This is a genomic window from Paenibacillus marchantiophytorum (assembly GCF_014640555.1).
Lineage (GTDB): Bacteria > Bacillota > Bacilli > Paenibacillales > NBRC-103111 > Paenibacillus_E > Paenibacillus_E marchantiophytorum.
In genome coordinates this window covers 1-14969 of the sequence record NZ_BMHE01000006.1, presented here as the reverse complement: position 1 = coordinate 14969, position 14969 = coordinate 1, and the positions used below count along the sequence as shown (strand labels likewise).

Below are 14969 nucleotides of genomic sequence, written 5' to 3'. Positions count from 1 at the left end.
CGATTAATCCTATAAGGGAACTGACGGACGCTATTTAGGCAAAAAGGGGAGATACTTGGGTAATAGCGGAACTACACTACAGGGTCTTATTTCCACAAAAAGCACTGAATTTTCCATCAATCAGCAAAATAACGTCCTGTAGTTCCCTCAACCTCGCGATAATGAGACTTTTTGCTAGAATAGCGCACTGTAGTTCCCTCCGCGCGAGGCAGCCCGAGTACGCCTCGTTTACTGTTATATGTCAAAAAAAGAAGAACCTTGAACATCCACAACTCACGTGGCTTTCGAGGTTCTTGCTATTTCTAACGGCGTAAATTCCAATCATCAGTCCCATACTTCTCGCGCACAAGCTGATCACTCAGCTCCATTTCATAAGACGTCAAGCCAGCCTCCACAAGTTCTACACCAAGTCCAGTCGCGATCTCACGACGAAAGGCTTCCTCGACTTGCCCGAGTATCACTGGTTCTTTCCCCTGCACACGAAGCAGATCATTGATTGCCACAGCTTTCTTCAGAAAGCTTTGTTTCATCCGTTCTCCGACCTTCTCATTGGAAAAACGGAGCATCCGAAATAGTTGATCCGTATCCATATCAAGCAAGATTGAACCGTGCTGCAGCACGACGTTTTTTTGCCGAACCTGTGCGCTCCCCGCCACTTTGCGGCCTTCTACCACGAGCTCATACCAGGAAGGGGAATCGAAGCACGCCGCCGATCCCGCCGAAGCGTATTTCTCTTTCTCTTCATCGCTCGCAAGCTGCACCATCTCAGCGGCTAATCCCAGCGCTCGAAAACCTTGCAGCAAACCTTCGCTCAGTACCCGGTAGGCTTCCGTCACATTGCGCGGTATCCCTGGATAGTCCTCCGCCACAATAATGCTGTACGTCAGTTCCTTATCGTGGAGAACGGCTCTCCCGCCGGTTGGACGACGAACGAAGCCAATCCCCTCCTTGGCTACAGCTTCTTGATCAACCTCTGCGGCCTTCTGAAAATAACCAATGGACAGTGTGGCCGGATTCCATCCGTAGAACCTCACCGTAGGCGGTACTTTTCCCTCGCTGTGCGCAGTAAGTATTGCTTCATCTAATGCCATATTTTCAGCAGGAGATCGGTCTCCTGTATGTATGAATCGCCATGCCGTCATCTGCATCGGTCACCCTTTCTAACGTTACAATCCAAAGACAAGCTATATCATATCATAAAAGAGTGCTTATTTACGAAGTCTGTACAGGAAAGTAGTAAAACTCTTACATGGAAAAGTTATGAAAGCGCCTCTTATGGACATACTAACACGTATTCTACGTTCAGGGAGGGCACATCCATGCGACAACATGAACAGCAAGAGAACATTCGCCCTATTCATCATCAGCTTGACATGCACTTCGAGCGGGACTCGTTTACTGAACTGGATCATCGTGTACGCGGAGGCGGTCCATGGGACGATTGGACGTTATATCAGCTAGCCTACGAATCAGAAGAATCGGGTCTTATTTCTACATTTGACGAAATGCAGTGTCTGGTCCACCTCGGACAGCTTGAACCCATGGCCCATCAGATTGATACTGCCAAACGGGTGCTCAATGAGATGCGGGGCCGCGCTATTTTAGCCGATGAAGTAGGTCTAGGTAAAACGATTGAAGCTGGTCTGATTCTCAAAGAATACATGATTCGCGGTTTGGTCCGCAAAACCTTGATTCTGGTGCCCGCTTCCCTTGTTCTGCAATGGGTTCGGGAATTAAATTCCAAGTTCGGCATTCCGGCTGTCGCTCATAAGAAAGCCTACATGTGGCAGCAAAGCGATATTATTGTCGCCTCCATGGACACAGCCAAGCGCGATCCGCATCGTGAAATCGTCATGGGTCTGGAATACGACATGCTGATCGTGGATGAAGCGCACAAACTCAAAAACAAGAAAACGACCAATTACACCTTCGTTAACGAGCTGCGCAAAAAATACTGTCTGCTGCTCACCGCCACACCGGTTCAGAACGATTTGAAAGAATTATATAATCTCATCACGCTGCTCAAGCCCGGTCAATTAGGTATTCAAAGCAGCTTTAAATCCAATTATGTCGTGGGCAAACGAACACCCAAAAATGAGGTGCAGCTGCAGCAAGAGCTGTCCAAAGTAATGATCCGCAATCGCCGGGGCGACGGCGGCGTTCATTACACGAAGCGTGTGGTGAAGAACATCCCGCTGACACTTTCGGCTGATGAACAAGCCCTATATGATGGTGTCACCCATTTCGTTCGCCAGCGGTATGAAGAGAGTGCGGGTGACCTCAGCAGCATGCTCTCGCTGATTACCCTTCAACGCGAAGTATGCAGTTCCAGAGATGCTGTCTTCGTAACGCTTGTTAACTTGTTCAAAAAAACGGCCGAGGATTCTCCGGTACGCGCCAAAATCTGGGAGCTAGTCGAGCTTATTCGCAGCATTAAAGCTAACACCAAAGCGGAAACGACGATGAAGCTGGTCCAGGACATCAATGATAAAGTGATCATTTTCACGGAGTACCGTGCTTCGCAGGAGTATTTGTTGAATTATTTAAAGGAGCATAAAATCACGGCAGTTCCTTATCGCGGTGGTATGAATCGAGGCAAAAAAGACTGGATGATGGATTTATTCCGCAATCGCGTACAAGTCCTAGTCGCAACGGAGGCCGGCGGGGAAGGGATCAATCTGCAGTTTTGCCACAACATGATTAATTTCGATCTGCCTTGGAACCCGATGCGCGTGGAGCAGCGGATTGGCCGGGTCCATCGTTTGGGCCAGCAGCACGACGTTAACATTTATAACTTATCCACAAACAATACGATTGAGGAATATATTATTTCCTTACTGCATGAGAAAATCAATATGTTTGAGATGGTCATCGGACAGCTGGATACCATTCTGGAGAAGATTGAGAAGAAAGGCTCCCTTGAGTCCTCGCTCTTCCGTATGGTCATGGAATCCGGTTCCAAAGAGGATATTCGCCAAAAAATCGATCAGCTAGCCCATACGATCATCGAAGTGAAATCCGAAGTGGAGCAGAATGATCCTTTGCAGGGAATGGCCTACTCAAGCATTCTGGATGCTGCAAGCGGTTCGGAGATTGGTGAGGTACGGCCATGAACAAACGAAACATTCATACGTTCGTCATGCGTTTTTTGGAAGCCTATCATTGCACCATTATCGAGAAGTCACCGACCTATGTGACCGCTAAGCTGTCCCCGGAAGCTGACCGAGAAATGACGGGACGTGCTTACTACTGGAGCTTCGTGGAACGGACGGGCGCTCCTGCGGAGACGATGACGTACAAATTCGTTTTCGATCCCGAGCAGATGAAGCTGGAAGCCAAACCGAAAGCTGCGGTTGCTGTCCAATCCCCTCCTCCCGGAGGGAACTCTGTTCAGCAAGGCGGTCAGCCCATCGGTCAGCCCGCTTCACAAGCGCCGGGTGGCAACTCGGACAGTATACTGGGCCGTTATTTCGGTTTCGTTCCGACGACCATTACAGCGCGCGTCCCGCAAGACGAGGTGACTTTCGGCAGCAGGCGCCTGGAGCAGATGTTCACCATCGTGCGGGAACGCGGCAAGTATGTTCATCTGTTCGAGGAGCCCTTCCCGGTTGGAGCGACCTACCATGCCGCTCTGGTTTACGATACCTGGCTGTGCATCAATTACAAGGTAGAGCTTGCCTGCGATCGCAAGCGAAGTGAGATTCATTCGCTCGCCATCCAACTGAATAGCGGGGAAATTCGCGAGCAATTTCATAAACAATTGCTGACGAAGAGCCTCTCGCCCAAGCTGCCGGCGAACAGCCATATTTTACCTGATACGATCTCTTTGTCGAAAGCTGTGAACGCTTTGGAAATGACGTTGGAGCGCCGAATCAGCACCTACGACCACAGCTGGGCTGATGAGGCCAACGAGCAGCATCGCAGTGAAATTGACCGTGTAGAGGCTTATTATAATGGTCTGCTGCTAAGTGCCGAGCCAGATAAACGCGATGAAATTGAAGCGCAATGCCGCAATCGGCTGCAAGAAATCGACTGGCAGCATAAGCCGCGCGTTGTCGTATCTGTCATCAATTGCGGCCTGTTTCATTTGAACGCTGGACGAACACCCAGAAACTGACGCCAGTCGCTAAAACATCGCATAATAACGGCTACAGGTTCTAACAATCTTTTTATAGCATAAGAATTACAATAGATTCATACAAATGAGAGTTTGCGATAGGCAGGTGAAACGATTATGACACGTTGGCTAGCATGGACGACCGCGTGCTTCATTAGTGTAAGCAGTCTGTTTTGTATCCCGCTCCAGAGTTCAGCAGGCGAAGGTCCGAATCCCGTGGCCCAAGTCGAACGGACAAGCCTTGCACAAGCGGCGCAAGATGATCATGTCGCGAAGCCGATCCCAGATTTGCGAAGCGAGGCTACACTTCAAGCATCCATCAACAATTGGCGCTCAATTCTCGCCCGTGAAGCAGGATTTGAAGCGTGGCAATCGGCTTCGTGGAACAGCTTCCCACTTGGTCCAGGGACACACGGTTGGGGCGTCATCCTCACGGATCATGGCCAGGAAGTCGGGTATATGATCGTGTATGCTGCGGAGAACGGCTCCTTCCGACTCAACGAATATGGAACAGGTGCTCATCCCTTATTCAGCTTAACTACGCTGTACCGCTCTTTGGTGCAGCAGGAACTCATACCTTCAACCATGTCCTATTCTGATTTTGTACGCAATGAACAGATAACTAAAAACCGTTTATATATGGATGCTTTAACAGCAGTATGGAAAGTAGCGATAGAAGGGCAAACTTATTACCTTGATGCCAAGACCGGGGAACTGCTGCCGCTCAAGGAAGACCCAAAACCTAAGCTAACGGAGGCATCTCTGCAAAGAACGGATCTACAGGGAACCGCCATCACGGCTGCAGCACCTTCCTTCGATCCTTATGAGCGGCTTCCGTGGATATTAGGCCAACCTCTCTCTATTTCCAAGGTGCAGGAGTTTCAAACTGCCTTCAAACAGCACAACAACCTAACGTATGTGACTGAGTTATATGGCGGTCTTGTCACACTGCCGCTTGCAATTATTGGCTATCAACAGTGGGGTAAAAACGACAACTACCTCATTCTGGATCACATGGGAGCACGTTATGTGCAGCTCGAAGGAGCACTGGCCCAAGGCCGCATTTATAAGTAGTCTCCTCCAGCATAAAAAACCTTCAATGCCACTATTCGTGTGGCTTTGAAGGCTTTTTATTTGGGCTTGGACCCGCTTGCTTTTTGGGCTTTGCTTGCTTCAACATCATTCGCGCAGCCAACGGCAGCATCCCGAACCAACGCGTTTGCCAATCTTCACGTTGTTCCTTATTTATCGCTTTGGCCTGTTGGCGTACATTCTTAGGCGTATCGATATAGGTAACAACTTGCTGTGTTATGTACTTAACCAACTCGTCACTTTTGGCCATACGACCACCTGCCTTTTCTCCCTATTTTAACCAGAGAGTTCTGTATTTAAACGGATAGACAGGTGGTGGATAGACATTCAACCGATTTTCCCGCCGCTTTCTGCGATGATTTTATCAGCAAACGTTTTTATCGTTCCGCAACCAAGCAACATCGGTTTATTATCACACTGCAATAACAAAGTTTGACCATGCGTATCCCAAGAGTATTGGAACCCGACATTCATACCTACAACAGTAATCATAAATTTACCCGAAGCTGAATTCGGAATCATGAAACCTTGTTTTCTGCCAGTCTGTTGTAACGCCTTAAATACCGAAGACGAAATCCCTCTATACGTCCAAGTGCTGCAAGCCGCCATAGGTCATCTCCTCTCTCCTCTAGGATCATTAAATTGTATGAAGCAAACAAGCAAATCGTGCTTGTATTCCCAAAAATCGATCCACTCCTGTCATTGCCGCAGCTTCTAATCTCTTGATCGCCGCATATACTAGAGTAAATAGAGAGAAAGAGGTGCATCGCATGTGGGAACAAGTGCTCCTTACCGATCAGTTGCACATACAGATGAATACCCGTCATCAAGTGCTCGAGTTGACCTTAAACCATAGCCAAGAATCAGCTTCAGCGATACGTATAAACCAATCCGAGCTTACGCTGCTCCTTCATACCTTATTAGAGGTGAACCGTCAATTTCGCGGAGACTAAAAAGAAAAAAGCACGTTCGATGCCCACCTTAGCGTGAGTTTCGAGCGTGCTTTTGGGGATGCTACAAATGAATTAATTTCTGTTAAACCCTACAATGGAAGCAATAAAGCGCAAGATGTAGAGGAACAGATTGATAAAATCGAGATAAATATTCAGCGCTGCTAACGGAACTTCCTCCGTACCAACACCGTTGCGGTATTGAGCTACATCATAAAGCACCCAGCCGCTGAAAATCAAAATCCCCACCATGGACCACACGAGGTTGATCACCGATCCAAAACCTACAAACATTCCGATCACGCTCATCAATACCAGACCAATCGTCCCAGCGAATAAGAATCCGCCCAGGAAGCTGAAGTCACGCTGCGAACGATGCGCATAGAACGCAAGACCGCCGAAGATTGCTGCTGTCGCGAAGAATGCGCCGGATACCACTTGCGCGCCCAGTATTCCGCCATATGCCATAATAACCGGATAAAGCGTCACGCCAGAAACCGCTGTGAAAGCATACAGGAAGCCGTATCCAATGTGCTTGCCGCGAATACGAATCACAATGGCTGCAACCAACATCACCACTTCAGCGATAATGAACAGCGGGATCATCGATTTAGGAACAACCATAGCTCCTACCAAGGTCCCTAGAAATGAGACCAACAGTGAAAGTGCAAAGGTTTGAAGCACATGCGCGAAACTGCCTGAAAGTGTTCCTGTAATTGTTCTTTCCATGGACTTATCATCTCCTTCATTCAAACATGTACAAACTATACTATGTATTATACCTATTTTTCATGAAAGCGGCTATACGCGTAAGCTTAATAGGTAGTTGTTTCCTATATTTTCATTTATAGTGGGTAACTTCAAAAATCACTTTGGAATAATTTGAAAAATCACCAACTTCACCTGCGCCAACGGTCTTTATTTCACCTGTGCGGATCGTTTGTTTGTACGTTGAAGATCTAGGTAAGGATGATCCTAATGCTTTTCCAAGCAACTTATCATTTGAATCATAAAAATTCAAACTAAATTCAATGTCATGTTCTGTTTCTACCGCTGCTTCCTTTATTTTATCGATAGAGAGCAGGCCGCGAACTCCTGTATAGCCACCATCTAAATAAACATCAATAAGGCTGAAATGCACATTCGTATATTTACTATCCGTAAGCACGCTCTTATTTGATGGAAAATAATTAACTATGATCTGCTTGGACTCTTCATTATAATCTACATATGCGCCTAACTGCTCTGCCATGAAACGCGCAGGAACGTATGCTTGGCCGTTGTAATTAAGTATCGGAGATTCTTTATCCATATCTACGGATAGATCATTTATTGTAAAGTATGCTGGAAACAAGAATGCCTGAATTGAATCAGATGCCCCTACAACAGTTGAAAGAGATACTGCTCCTCCTACAATTACTCCCATGATAAATTTTTTCATTGTTAAACCTCCATTACGTTTATGTTTCTTATACGCATACTCATGGAAAAAGTTGTAAAATACAACTGATAAAATTATTTGCTAGGGATGAAAAAAACTCCCTTTGCATGCGGCTGCCATCATGGATAAGATCAACATCAAACACAACATGACAACTAGCATTCTTCCTTGCTGCATGATAAACTCTCTCCCCTAAGTTCCAATTCTGCGACAATGATAACTATTCTCACTATCACTATCAACAGAAGTATACGGCATCCCGATCTGCTCCGTATATGAACGTTTCGGACGAAATATAGTCTTTTTCGGACATTATGTTCCTATTCAGCGACTCCTGCTCAAAGTATCCAATACTTTAAGCATCTGGCTTTGAATCAAATCATGATTAAAAGCAGAATATTCATACCAAGGTCCAATCCGAATCACATGAACTCGTTTGGCTTGTACGGCTTTCATGCGTTGCCAATTTTCCGATTGCTGAACGGTTTGCCAAGTAGCTTGAGAAGCCCCATCCTCTGAAATCATCACTAGAATTCGAGAAGCGTGTCGTGCCCTCATACTTGCTTCCCCATTGATACATATTTTTTCTATCGATCATCAGAACAAGCAGCTTTTCTATTCGCGCCAACCACTTGATTTGCTCGTTGATGCTGGCTTGATTGCGGTCATATTGGGCCAACCACGTTGCTTCTTCCTTTTTATCCAAAAAAGCGGCAGTTAAACCTAGATGCTCACGCCAATCTTCTGACCGCGATCCGGTTTAGCCAGAAGTAGTGATTTTCGGTTAGAATCGTAATCATGAGCCAGCTGTAGGCGGCAATTTTTAGTTGACGATTTTTCAAATAAAGCGCTGGGGAAATGCCAACATGGCTTTTGAACGCCCGTCTGAAATGGCTCTCATCGTTATATCCCACTTCCTGACCTGAATTTGACGGGGGACTAGGAGGTGAAACAAATCCCTGCAAAACCCGCAAAACCATGATACATAAGGGTTTATCGGTCAGAGCAATTTTTTCGGACAAGCTCGCTTTTCCCGAAAATTTGCAAGTGTTTAGCGTGAACATCAAACTAAAAGTTTGCCGCGCCAGATGGCTTTCAGCTGCGCTAATCCTTTTCCGCACCAAACTCTTATGACGAGAGGATTGTAACCATGAAGGAACAAGCGACGACAGAAGCGTATCACGATTTTCAAACGTATGTGAAAGACTTCCTTCTGCACTGCAAGCTACGCAATTTAACTCAGACCACCATTGATTGGTACAAATTCTATCTGATTTCAATTGAACATTTCTTGGAGCATACTGGACTGCAATTTGCCGACCTCATTCCATCCGACCTTCGCATACGAATGATGAAGTACTTAATCGATAACCAATTCGCATCGCACACCATGCGTGGACGAAGGCCATGTCCGCCAATATCTTCGTGGCCATAGAAAAAATCCCCTCAGGCCCACAACATTAGCTCAACCAATCAGATGAGCTAATGTTGTGTCAACCATGGGGGATATGATCTGTTACAGGCCTGTGACTTGAGCAGGCGTATAATGGTCCGTCGTGGTTCCGTCGCCCAGTTGCCCGGATGTGTTCCAGCCCGATGCCCAAACGGTTCCGTCCGATTTTTTCACCACAGTAAAAATTGGACTCACGGACAAGGCCGTTACATCGCTTATTATTTGAACAGGGCTTGGATAGTACGTATTCGTCGTTCCATCGCCGAATTGACCATAGTTGTTTTGACCCCAGGCCCATACCGTTCCGTCATTTTTCAACACCAAACTATGAATTGCACTCGCTTCTACTTCTTTTACATTGGACAGACCCGGAACTTGAACCGGAGTCAAGCTGGCCGTAGGATTGCCGCCTCCGAATTCGCCGTGTTTATCACGGCCCCAAGTCCATACCGTACCATCGCTCTTAACCGCAAGGCTGTAAAAGTTACCGGCCGATACGTCAGTTACATTGCTGAGACCAGTCACCTGCACCGGAGTTAACGGTATAACCGTTGAGGCGTACCCCAGTTGTCCATACCAGTTTTGACCCCAGGCCCATACCGTTCCATCCGACTTGATTGCAAGGTTATGATTAAATCGGGATTCGACCGCCACAATATTGGTTAGTCCAGATACCTGCACCGGAGTTAACTGCGATGTTGTTGTTCCATCTCCCAATTGGCTGTAATCGTTATTCCCCCAAGCCCATACCGTTCCATCGGACTTTAACGCCAAGCTATGGTAAGCGCCAGCAGCGACATCGATGACATTGTCTAAATTACTCAATTGAACCGGGCTGTTGACACTGACAGATGTCGTGCCATTTCCCACCTGACCCATCAGGTTGTTGCCCCATGCGAATACTTTGCCATCGTCCCGCAATACCACGATATGACTGATATATTCCGACCCTGTCGAAACATCGACAACATCTTGAATCAATGAGTTTTGAACTGCAACGTTGGAGTCCGAACTTAACCCGTTGCCTAATTGTCCTTTATTCCCTTCACCCCATACCCATAAACTCCCGTCTGATTTCAAATACAACGAATAATCCATTCCTGATGCTAAGATGGTCTTAAGCTGAAGCGGATTGGCAGATGCGCCAGCAGGAACGACCAACATGGCAATTAACACGAAAGCCAGCAGTGAAATAAATCCTTTTTTTCTCATCATCCTTAAATCTCTCCTTCAATCGATTAATGAACTGCATGATTAGATCGAATTAATAAATTTCCAACGTACTCTCTATGAAATGTGTCCTCCTTTCCAACGATCACTAAAAATTGGATAATAATACATAATTAATAATAACATTGCAAAAAATATAATCAATAGCGAATAATGACATAATTTGTTTTTAATATCGAAATACGTTGAGAGGTTGTAAATTAATTTGAAGGTAATTATTAAAATACTCGAACACATCTTAATAGAAATATTCAAATCTCATCAATAGTAGATATACATCGACATTTGTTAACATTTTCCTGTCCTATACTAAACACTACATGTAATGGTTCAATAAAAAAATAAACCCTTCGATTAAATTCGAAGGGTTTCGCTTTAGTTATAATGCGATCAAGAGGACTCGAACCTCCACGGGGGTAAGCCCACACGGACCTGAACCGTGCGCGTCTGCCAATTCCGCCATGATCGCTTGTTTAGCTTTAACAAAACTTAATATAACATGGCAAATAGAGGCTCGTCAACGATACTTTTTTACAAAAGATGTATAATTCCTCTCCCCCTTTCGAACCCTATGTGCAAAGGAGGGATGACAGATGGATGAAGAAGAAATCAAAGCCCTGGAGCCTAAATATACAGGAAACAAACGACATCTCACAGAAGGTGAAGCCGAGGGTATCGTTCACGATCCCAACTATCAAAGTGTAGATGAAGATGATTCCGGACTTGATGCAATTAAGGCAGGAGCCGCATACGGCATCTTCCGCCGTACCTAATCCATAACAAGCGAACGCTCGTCTGAGCCCATTTGGTTTCAGACGAGCGTTTTGTCATACAAATACAGCTGGGCAAGAATCGCTTCGTAGACCGTTCTCCCGATCAAATAGCCAAGCGAAGTAGCCGTGCCTGCATAGCGATAAGTTTGACCGCGGCCTGTCGCAGCAATCAGCACAGCATCTGTGCTCGTACCTGTAGCCGGCAGTCCGTCCACCAGTACGCCTAACGTTTGGAGCGCCGCCGTTTTGGCTTCCGTAGCCGTGATAACCGCATTCACCATCGCCGCATCGGTTAGGCATCCATTAATTACCACGATGGTATTAATCGTTCCATGATAAAGCGCGGTCGCGGGCAGCTCTGCACCCGCTCTCGCCTTATTCCCTAACCCCATGGTTACCCAGGCGCACACTTGCAAGCGTTCCTCTGAATGATCCGCCTCAGCATCCCAACTCATCGTGTGATAGCCTACATCCTTCACCAAAGCTGCCGTGAGCATACCCGCAGATTCTCTAGGGTCGTATCCTTCACGCTGGATGAATGAATCCATCTCCCCAAGGGGATCAGGTTCATTGTAGCGCTTGTCTACCTGTCTGTTCATAAGCTGCTTATGCCTGCCAAAGCCCCCGCCCCAAAGCGACGAATTCAATGTTCGCAAAGGATGCTTACTTGTAATCAGCACGTAATCCCCATAATGTGAGCTCACAAGATCCATCTGAATACCCTGAATCGGTATCTGCTTGTGAAGCGAGGGATTGGGATTACTCGTCATCTTCCGACTCGCCATCAGGCTCAATTAATTCCTGCGGGAGCATATATTCTGGCGGTCTCTCGTCGCCGTGCGGTTGGTACACATAACTGCGAGCCAATTTGACGACTCGGCGGTTTTTTTTGCGAATCAGCACGCTATCATCATCCCATGCCACAACAATGCCGCGGACATCGTTCCTTGGACTGACATCACGGATCACTCGCAGCAGCGTACTATCTATTCGAAATTGATCTAATTGTTCATCCGATATCATCATTCTACCTCCAACACGACAATTTTACTCTTCTAGCATACACCAATTCCCGTTTTGTTGAAACTTTACATAAATCCGTTTTAGTCGGGTTACCTTAATCAAGACGAAATGAAGCTACGCGATCGCATCCGTATGGGAGGTTATCTGGTGGACAAAAAAACCTATTATATCAACGTCGGCACGGGTGAAGTACTTGAAGATAAAGAAGCCTTGAACTATGAATTTGAAATCTCCGCGACGGAGGAAGAACTTGATAAATTACGGGAGCTTTTCGAGGAAACAGACAACTCTTCACAAGGAAGTTACAGCACTTCATGGCTGCCCTGGAAAGTTTACTACCACAATGAAGCGAATCAAGAGTACGATTATTATTTAACCGAAGTGTACCGCGCCTTACATCAACTAGGATCTCCACAAACCAAGCAGCATATTGAAAGTATGAACGTTTTGGAAAATGGGATTTGAGCAAAAGAACGATAAAAAAGAGGCCAACGACATCCATCCGGATTCATTGGCCTCTTCTGTATATGGGGAAAAATTAACTAACATGTTCCTTCGAATCATTCGTCTCAAACCAGAAATCAAGGACTTTGCTAGACATTACGCGCTTCTGAATATATTCCACTTGTGCCACGGAAAATTGTTGTTCCCACTCTATTGTGAGCTCTGTGCAGAGTTTCACGATTGTTAACAACTCAGACCATGCAACATAGCGCTTATACCAGAAAAATTGAGGGTGTTCAATCATATAGGGATACAGGTCATCGAACTCTGTATGCTTACAATCAAGAGCACGTTCAAAATGTGTTTTGGCTTCCCCAAGCTTAGTCATGAAATATTCAATGGAACCATTTTCGATACCCATAGATGTCAGCCTCCTCTCTTACCTAGTTCCCATTATAAAGGATAAATCGTTTTCAGGGAAGTCAAAGTCTAGATGTAAAATCAGTTAAAAGTGATCTGCCCGTTCGCCAAGGAAGAAATACGTGCCAAAGATTCCACTCGAATCCCTCGTTCACGAATCGAATTTCCCCCAGCTTGGAACGATTTTTCCACGGCAATTCCCACACCGACCAGCTCAGCTTCCGCTTTCTCAATAATTCGAATTAAGCCGCGAGCTGCATCTCCATTGGCGATGAAATCATCGATCAACAAGACACGCTCTCCTTTGTGCAGCAAATGGGAGGATACCATAATGTCGGTTACAATTCCTTTTGTAAAAGACGGCACGCGCTCACTATACGTATCTTGATCCATCGTTAACGTTTTCTTGCGACGCGCAAAAACCATTGGGACTTCTAGTTGCAACGCAGTTGTGTATGCAATCGGAATACCGGAAGATTCGACTGTAAGTACTTTATCCGGCTTCGTTTCCCGGAATAATCTGGCAAACTCTTTCCCCATCTCCATGATGAGTACAGGATCCACTTGATGATTAAGAATGGCATCCAGTTTAAGTACTTGATCCGATACAACGACACCGACTTCTAGGATTCGCTGTTTTAACAATTCCATGATACTGGCCCCCTACTCCTGTCTATTATGAGTAAGTTACCATATTGATGAAGTAGGTTTCAAGTCCCAATTTATGAATATCGTCTATTTGAACTGAAACTTTTACGTCCTTGACGGTGTCTATACTTATGAGGCCTGCAACAATGATCAAATTCGTTCTATAATTGCTCACATTTAGGCTTCAAGATCCATTGAGATTGACAACCAGAAAGCAGTATGATTAGACATGTTGTATTCTTATAACAAAGACTCGGCAGAAAGGAAGATGATGATGAACAACCTTATTAGACCTATCCTTCTTGGCTGCGTGCCAGTAGCTGTTGCGTCGTTGCTGGTTACAGGGTGTCAAGAGTCATCTGCTCCTCCCGTACAGCCTACAATAGATCCGATTGTGCAAACCCACTATCAAAACACAACGCCGGAAATCACACCACCAGCCATTGTAGTTGTATCTCCGACAGCAGCACCAACTCAGGAAGACTCCGTCGCTAAGCATGAAGCACAAGTCGCAGGCTCGTCCAAGACAGATCTATCCGATCTGCCCCAAACACCTGCCAGCTCGAAGCCGTCAACTAAGCCGAAGGTGAAAGCGGAAGATGCGTATCAACAAGAAAAGCCGACATTGATGGGTTTGAAATTAGGAACGAGCAAAACCGCCGTATTGGATCGGTTCGGGAAAGCAAAAAAGCAATTCGTCATGGATGAAGATGAAGAGGCCATCCAAGTCTACGACTTCACGGACTTTTCCGTAGGCTTCAACAAGAAAGACACGCTTGAATTCGTGGATGTCCACTCCACCGAAATTGATCCTGGCCTGCGTGGCCTGCACCTAGGTCAAAAAGCACAGGATGCCATTGCAATTCTGGGCAAACCGGATTCCAACACGACATATGTGCTATCTTACAAATCGCAAGGCACGTTATTGAAACTGGATATCGATCCAGGTGAAGGCACGATTCAATCGATTAAGCTATTTGCAGACCATTAAGCTGAAGTTAGAAAGCCCCTCAGGACTTGCTCCTGTGGGGCTTTTTGGCTTGTTAACGCGTTTTACAGCGTTATCGCTGCGCCCCAGCCTCGGTTGGCCACTTTAACGCAGTAAAACAGTGTTAAGCCTGCCAATGCTGGCGTGCTCTGGCCGCTTTGCCCGCTGTAGCGCAGAAGCTTTGCAAAAACCTAACATGAATAACATGAGGAATCTCATTACATTGGATAAATCCAATGTAATCGTGAATTTGGCCGCCTAAGGGCAGAAGCTTTGCAAAAAACCTAACATGAATATTTCGTTAGAATATATTCCTAAATATGTAATTAAATGATGTATTTTTCTGGACAAAACACAAAAAAACCCCTAAGGTCGAGTTACAGACATGTT

20 protein-coding genes and 1 tRNA gene are annotated in these 14969 nt (G+C 45.9%); 8 read left to right on the top strand and 13 right to left on the bottom strand.

From position 1 onward, the window contains the following. Window positions 1–302 precede the first annotated feature (302 nt). Window positions 303–1142: an octanoyltransferase LipM gene (lipM, locus tag IEY34_RS08280; protein WP_189010185.1), complete on the bottom strand. Its 840-nt coding sequence runs from the start codon at window positions 1140–1142 to the stop codon at window positions 303–305. Between the two features lie 177 nt (window positions 1143–1319). Here lipM and IEY34_RS08275 point away from each other — a divergent pair, with 177 nt between their 5' ends. From IEY34_RS08275 to IEY34_RS08265, 3 genes are all read left to right on the top strand, one after another. Further along, window positions 1320–3113, top strand: a complete 1794-nt coding sequence (locus tag IEY34_RS08275; protein WP_189010183.1) for a DEAD/DEAH box helicase — start codon at window positions 1320–1322, stop codon at window positions 3111–3113. Next, window positions 3110–4117 carry a YqhG family protein gene (locus IEY34_RS08270; RefSeq protein WP_189010181.1) on the top strand — a complete coding sequence of 336 codons (1008 nt, stop codon included), beginning with the start codon at window positions 3110–3112 and terminating at the stop codon, window positions 4115–4117. The genes IEY34_RS08275 and IEY34_RS08270 overlap by 4 nt, the downstream gene beginning before the upstream one ends. Before the next feature lie 117 nt (window positions 4118–4234). After that, window positions 4235–5191 (top strand): hypothetical protein, encoded by a 957-nt coding sequence (locus IEY34_RS08265; RefSeq protein WP_189010179.1) that lies wholly within the window; start codon window positions 4235–4237, stop codon window positions 5189–5191. Between the two features lie 31 nt (window positions 5192–5222). Here IEY34_RS08265 and IEY34_RS08260 read toward each other — a convergent pair whose 3' ends face one another. Together IEY34_RS08260 and IEY34_RS08255 are read right to left on the bottom strand one after the other, a co-directional pair. Then, entirely contained in the window at window positions 5223–5459 is a 237-nt protein-coding gene (locus IEY34_RS08260; protein WP_189010177.1) for a YqzE family protein, read from the bottom strand. 77 nt (window positions 5460–5536) lie between these two features. Next, window positions 5537–5818, bottom strand: a complete 282-nt coding sequence (locus tag IEY34_RS08255) for a hypothetical protein (RefSeq protein ID WP_189010175.1) — start codon at window positions 5816–5818, stop codon at window positions 5537–5539. Between the two features lie 161 nt (window positions 5819–5979). On the opposite strand from IEY34_RS08255, the gene IEY34_RS08250 reads away from it, so the two are divergent. Beyond that, window positions 5980–6162, top strand: a complete 183-nt coding sequence (locus tag IEY34_RS08250; RefSeq protein ID WP_189010173.1) for a hypothetical protein — start codon at window positions 5980–5982, stop codon at window positions 6160–6162. A 72-nt stretch (window positions 6163–6234) separates the two neighbouring features. Here the strand turns inward: IEY34_RS08250 and IEY34_RS08245 are convergent, their stop codons facing one another. From IEY34_RS08245 to IEY34_RS08230, 4 genes are all read right to left on the bottom strand, one after another. Continuing rightward, on the bottom strand, window positions 6235–6888 hold the full coding sequence (locus IEY34_RS08245; protein WP_189010171.1) for a Bax inhibitor-1/YccA family protein: 654 nt from the start codon (window positions 6886–6888) through the stop codon (window positions 6235–6237). A 112-nt stretch (window positions 6889–7000) separates the two neighbouring features. Continuing rightward, complete coding sequence (locus tag IEY34_RS08240) at window positions 7001–7600, bottom strand: stalk domain-containing protein (RefSeq protein ID WP_189010169.1); 600 nt, start codon at window positions 7598–7600, stop codon at window positions 7001–7003. 400 nt (window positions 7601–8000) lie between these two features. Then, the gene (locus tag IEY34_RS08235) at window positions 8001–8279 is read right to left on the bottom strand and encodes a hypothetical protein (RefSeq protein ID WP_189010167.1); all 279 of its coding nucleotides are present in this window, start codon (window positions 8277–8279) and stop codon (window positions 8001–8003) included. A gap of 52 nt (window positions 8280–8331) precedes the next feature. After that, complete coding sequence (locus IEY34_RS08230; RefSeq protein ID WP_229757523.1) at window positions 8332–8622, bottom strand: AraC family transcriptional regulator; 291 nt, start codon at window positions 8620–8622, stop codon at window positions 8332–8334. 128 nt (window positions 8623–8750) lie between these two features. Here IEY34_RS08230 and IEY34_RS08225 point away from each other — a divergent pair, with 128 nt between their 5' ends. After that, complete coding sequence (locus tag IEY34_RS08225; RefSeq protein WP_189010589.1) at window positions 8751–9035, top strand: hypothetical protein; 285 nt, start codon at window positions 8751–8753, stop codon at window positions 9033–9035. Window positions 9036–9116: 81 nt separating this feature from the next. On the opposite strand, the gene IEY34_RS08220 is transcribed toward IEY34_RS08225, so the two are convergent. Next, window positions 9117–10268: an RCC1 domain-containing protein gene (locus IEY34_RS08220; protein ID WP_189010165.1), complete on the bottom strand. Its 1152-nt coding sequence runs from the start codon at window positions 10266–10268 to the stop codon at window positions 9117–9119. A gap of 400 nt (window positions 10269–10668) precedes the next feature. Continuing rightward, window positions 10669–10752: transfer RNA gene (locus IEY34_RS08215), tRNA-Leu, on the bottom strand. 124 nt (window positions 10753–10876) lie between these two features. Here IEY34_RS08215 and IEY34_RS08210 point away from each other — a divergent pair. Beyond that, window positions 10877–11056: a hypothetical protein gene (locus IEY34_RS08210; RefSeq protein ID WP_189010163.1), complete on the top strand. Its 180-nt coding sequence runs from the start codon at window positions 10877–10879 to the stop codon at window positions 11054–11056. Window positions 11057–11094: 38 nt separating this feature from the next. Here the strand turns inward: IEY34_RS08210 and IEY34_RS08205 are convergent, their stop codons facing one another. Together IEY34_RS08205 and IEY34_RS08200 are read right to left on the bottom strand one after the other, a co-directional pair. Continuing rightward, entirely contained in the window at window positions 11095–11841 is a 747-nt protein-coding gene (locus IEY34_RS08205; protein ID WP_229757522.1) for an adenosylcobinamide amidohydrolase, read from the bottom strand. Further along, window positions 11816–12082 carry a hypothetical protein gene (locus IEY34_RS08200; protein WP_373291193.1) on the bottom strand — a complete coding sequence of 89 codons (267 nt, stop codon included), beginning with the start codon at window positions 12080–12082 and terminating at the stop codon, window positions 11816–11818. Before IEY34_RS08200 ends, IEY34_RS08205 begins: the two co-directional genes overlap by 26 nt. Before the next feature lie 144 nt (window positions 12083–12226). Between IEY34_RS08200 and IEY34_RS08195 the strand changes: the two genes are divergently transcribed. Continuing rightward, entirely contained in the window at window positions 12227–12544 is a 318-nt protein-coding gene (locus tag IEY34_RS08195) for a hypothetical protein (protein ID WP_189010161.1), read from the top strand. A 73-nt stretch (window positions 12545–12617) separates the two neighbouring features. Here IEY34_RS08195 and IEY34_RS08190 read toward each other — a convergent pair whose 3' ends face one another. Then, a complete protein-coding gene (locus IEY34_RS08190) occupies window positions 12618–12944 on the bottom strand; it encodes a hypothetical protein (RefSeq protein WP_145662633.1) in 327 nt (108 codons plus the stop codon). Window positions 12945–13024: 80 nt separating this feature from the next. Beyond that, on the bottom strand, window positions 13025–13594 hold the full coding sequence (locus tag IEY34_RS08185) for a xanthine phosphoribosyltransferase (RefSeq protein WP_189010158.1): 570 nt from the start codon (window positions 13592–13594) through the stop codon (window positions 13025–13027). Between the two features lie 226 nt (window positions 13595–13820). Between IEY34_RS08185 and IEY34_RS08180 the strand changes: the two genes are divergently transcribed. Continuing rightward, the gene (locus IEY34_RS08180) at window positions 13821–14582 is read left to right on the top strand and encodes a DUF4309 domain-containing protein (RefSeq protein ID WP_229757521.1); all 762 of its coding nucleotides are present in this window, start codon (window positions 13821–13823) and stop codon (window positions 14580–14582) included. The last annotated feature ends 387 nt before the right edge of the window (window positions 14583–14969 follow it).

What these genes read in the sequence shown, in the direction of transcription:
- lipM (WP_189010185.1), bottom strand. Translation starts at nt 1,142, where the DNA reads ATGACGGCATGGCGATTCATACATACAGGAGACCGATCTCCTGCTGAA.
- IEY34_RS08275 (WP_189010183.1), top strand. Translation starts at nt 1,320, where the DNA reads ATGCGACAACATGAACAGCAAGAGAACATTCGCCCTATTCATCATCAG.
- IEY34_RS08270 (WP_189010181.1), top strand. Translation starts at nt 3,110, where the DNA reads ATGAACAAACGAAACATTCATACGTTCGTCATGCGTTTTTTGGAAGCC.
- IEY34_RS08265 (WP_189010179.1), top strand. Translation starts at nt 4,235, where the DNA reads ATGACACGTTGGCTAGCATGGACGACCGCGTGCTTCATTAGTGTAAGC.
- IEY34_RS08260 (WP_189010177.1), bottom strand. Translation starts at nt 5,459, where the DNA reads ATGGCCAAAAGTGACGAGTTGGTTAAGTACATAACACAGCAAGTTGTT.
- IEY34_RS08255 (WP_189010175.1), bottom strand. Translation starts at nt 5,818, where the DNA reads ATGGCGGCTTGCAGCACTTGGACGTATAGAGGGATTTCGTCTTCGGTA.
- IEY34_RS08250 (WP_189010173.1), top strand. Translation starts at nt 5,980, where the DNA reads ATGTGGGAACAAGTGCTCCTTACCGATCAGTTGCACATACAGATGAAT.
- IEY34_RS08245 (WP_189010171.1), bottom strand. Translation starts at nt 6,888, where the DNA reads ATGGAAAGAACAATTACAGGAACACTTTCAGGCAGTTTCGCGCATGTG.
- IEY34_RS08240 (WP_189010169.1), bottom strand. Translation starts at nt 7,600, where the DNA reads ATGAAAAAATTTATCATGGGAGTAATTGTAGGAGGAGCAGTATCTCTT.
- IEY34_RS08225 (WP_189010589.1), top strand. Translation starts at nt 8,751, where the DNA reads ATGAAGGAACAAGCGACGACAGAAGCGTATCACGATTTTCAAACGTAT.
- IEY34_RS08220 (WP_189010165.1), bottom strand. Translation starts at nt 10,268, where the DNA reads ATGATGAGAAAAAAAGGATTTATTTCACTGCTGGCTTTCGTGTTAATT.
- IEY34_RS08210 (WP_189010163.1), top strand. Translation starts at nt 10,877, where the DNA reads ATGGATGAAGAAGAAATCAAAGCCCTGGAGCCTAAATATACAGGAAAC.
- IEY34_RS08205 (WP_229757522.1), bottom strand. Translation starts at nt 11,841, where the DNA reads ATGGCGAGTCGGAAGATGACGAGTAATCCCAATCCCTCGCTTCACAAG.
- IEY34_RS08200 (WP_373291193.1), bottom strand. Translation starts at nt 12,082, where the DNA reads ATGATGATATCGGATGAACAATTAGATCAATTTCGAATAGATAGTACG.
- IEY34_RS08190 (WP_145662633.1), bottom strand. Translation starts at nt 12,944, where the DNA reads ATGGGTATCGAAAATGGTTCCATTGAATATTTCATGACTAAGCTTGGG.
- IEY34_RS08185 (WP_189010158.1), bottom strand. Translation starts at nt 13,594, where the DNA reads ATGGAATTGTTAAAACAGCGAATCCTAGAAGTCGGTGTCGTTGTATCG.
- IEY34_RS08180 (WP_229757521.1), top strand. Translation starts at nt 13,821, where the DNA reads ATGTTGTATTCTTATAACAAAGACTCGGCAGAAAGGAAGATGATGATG.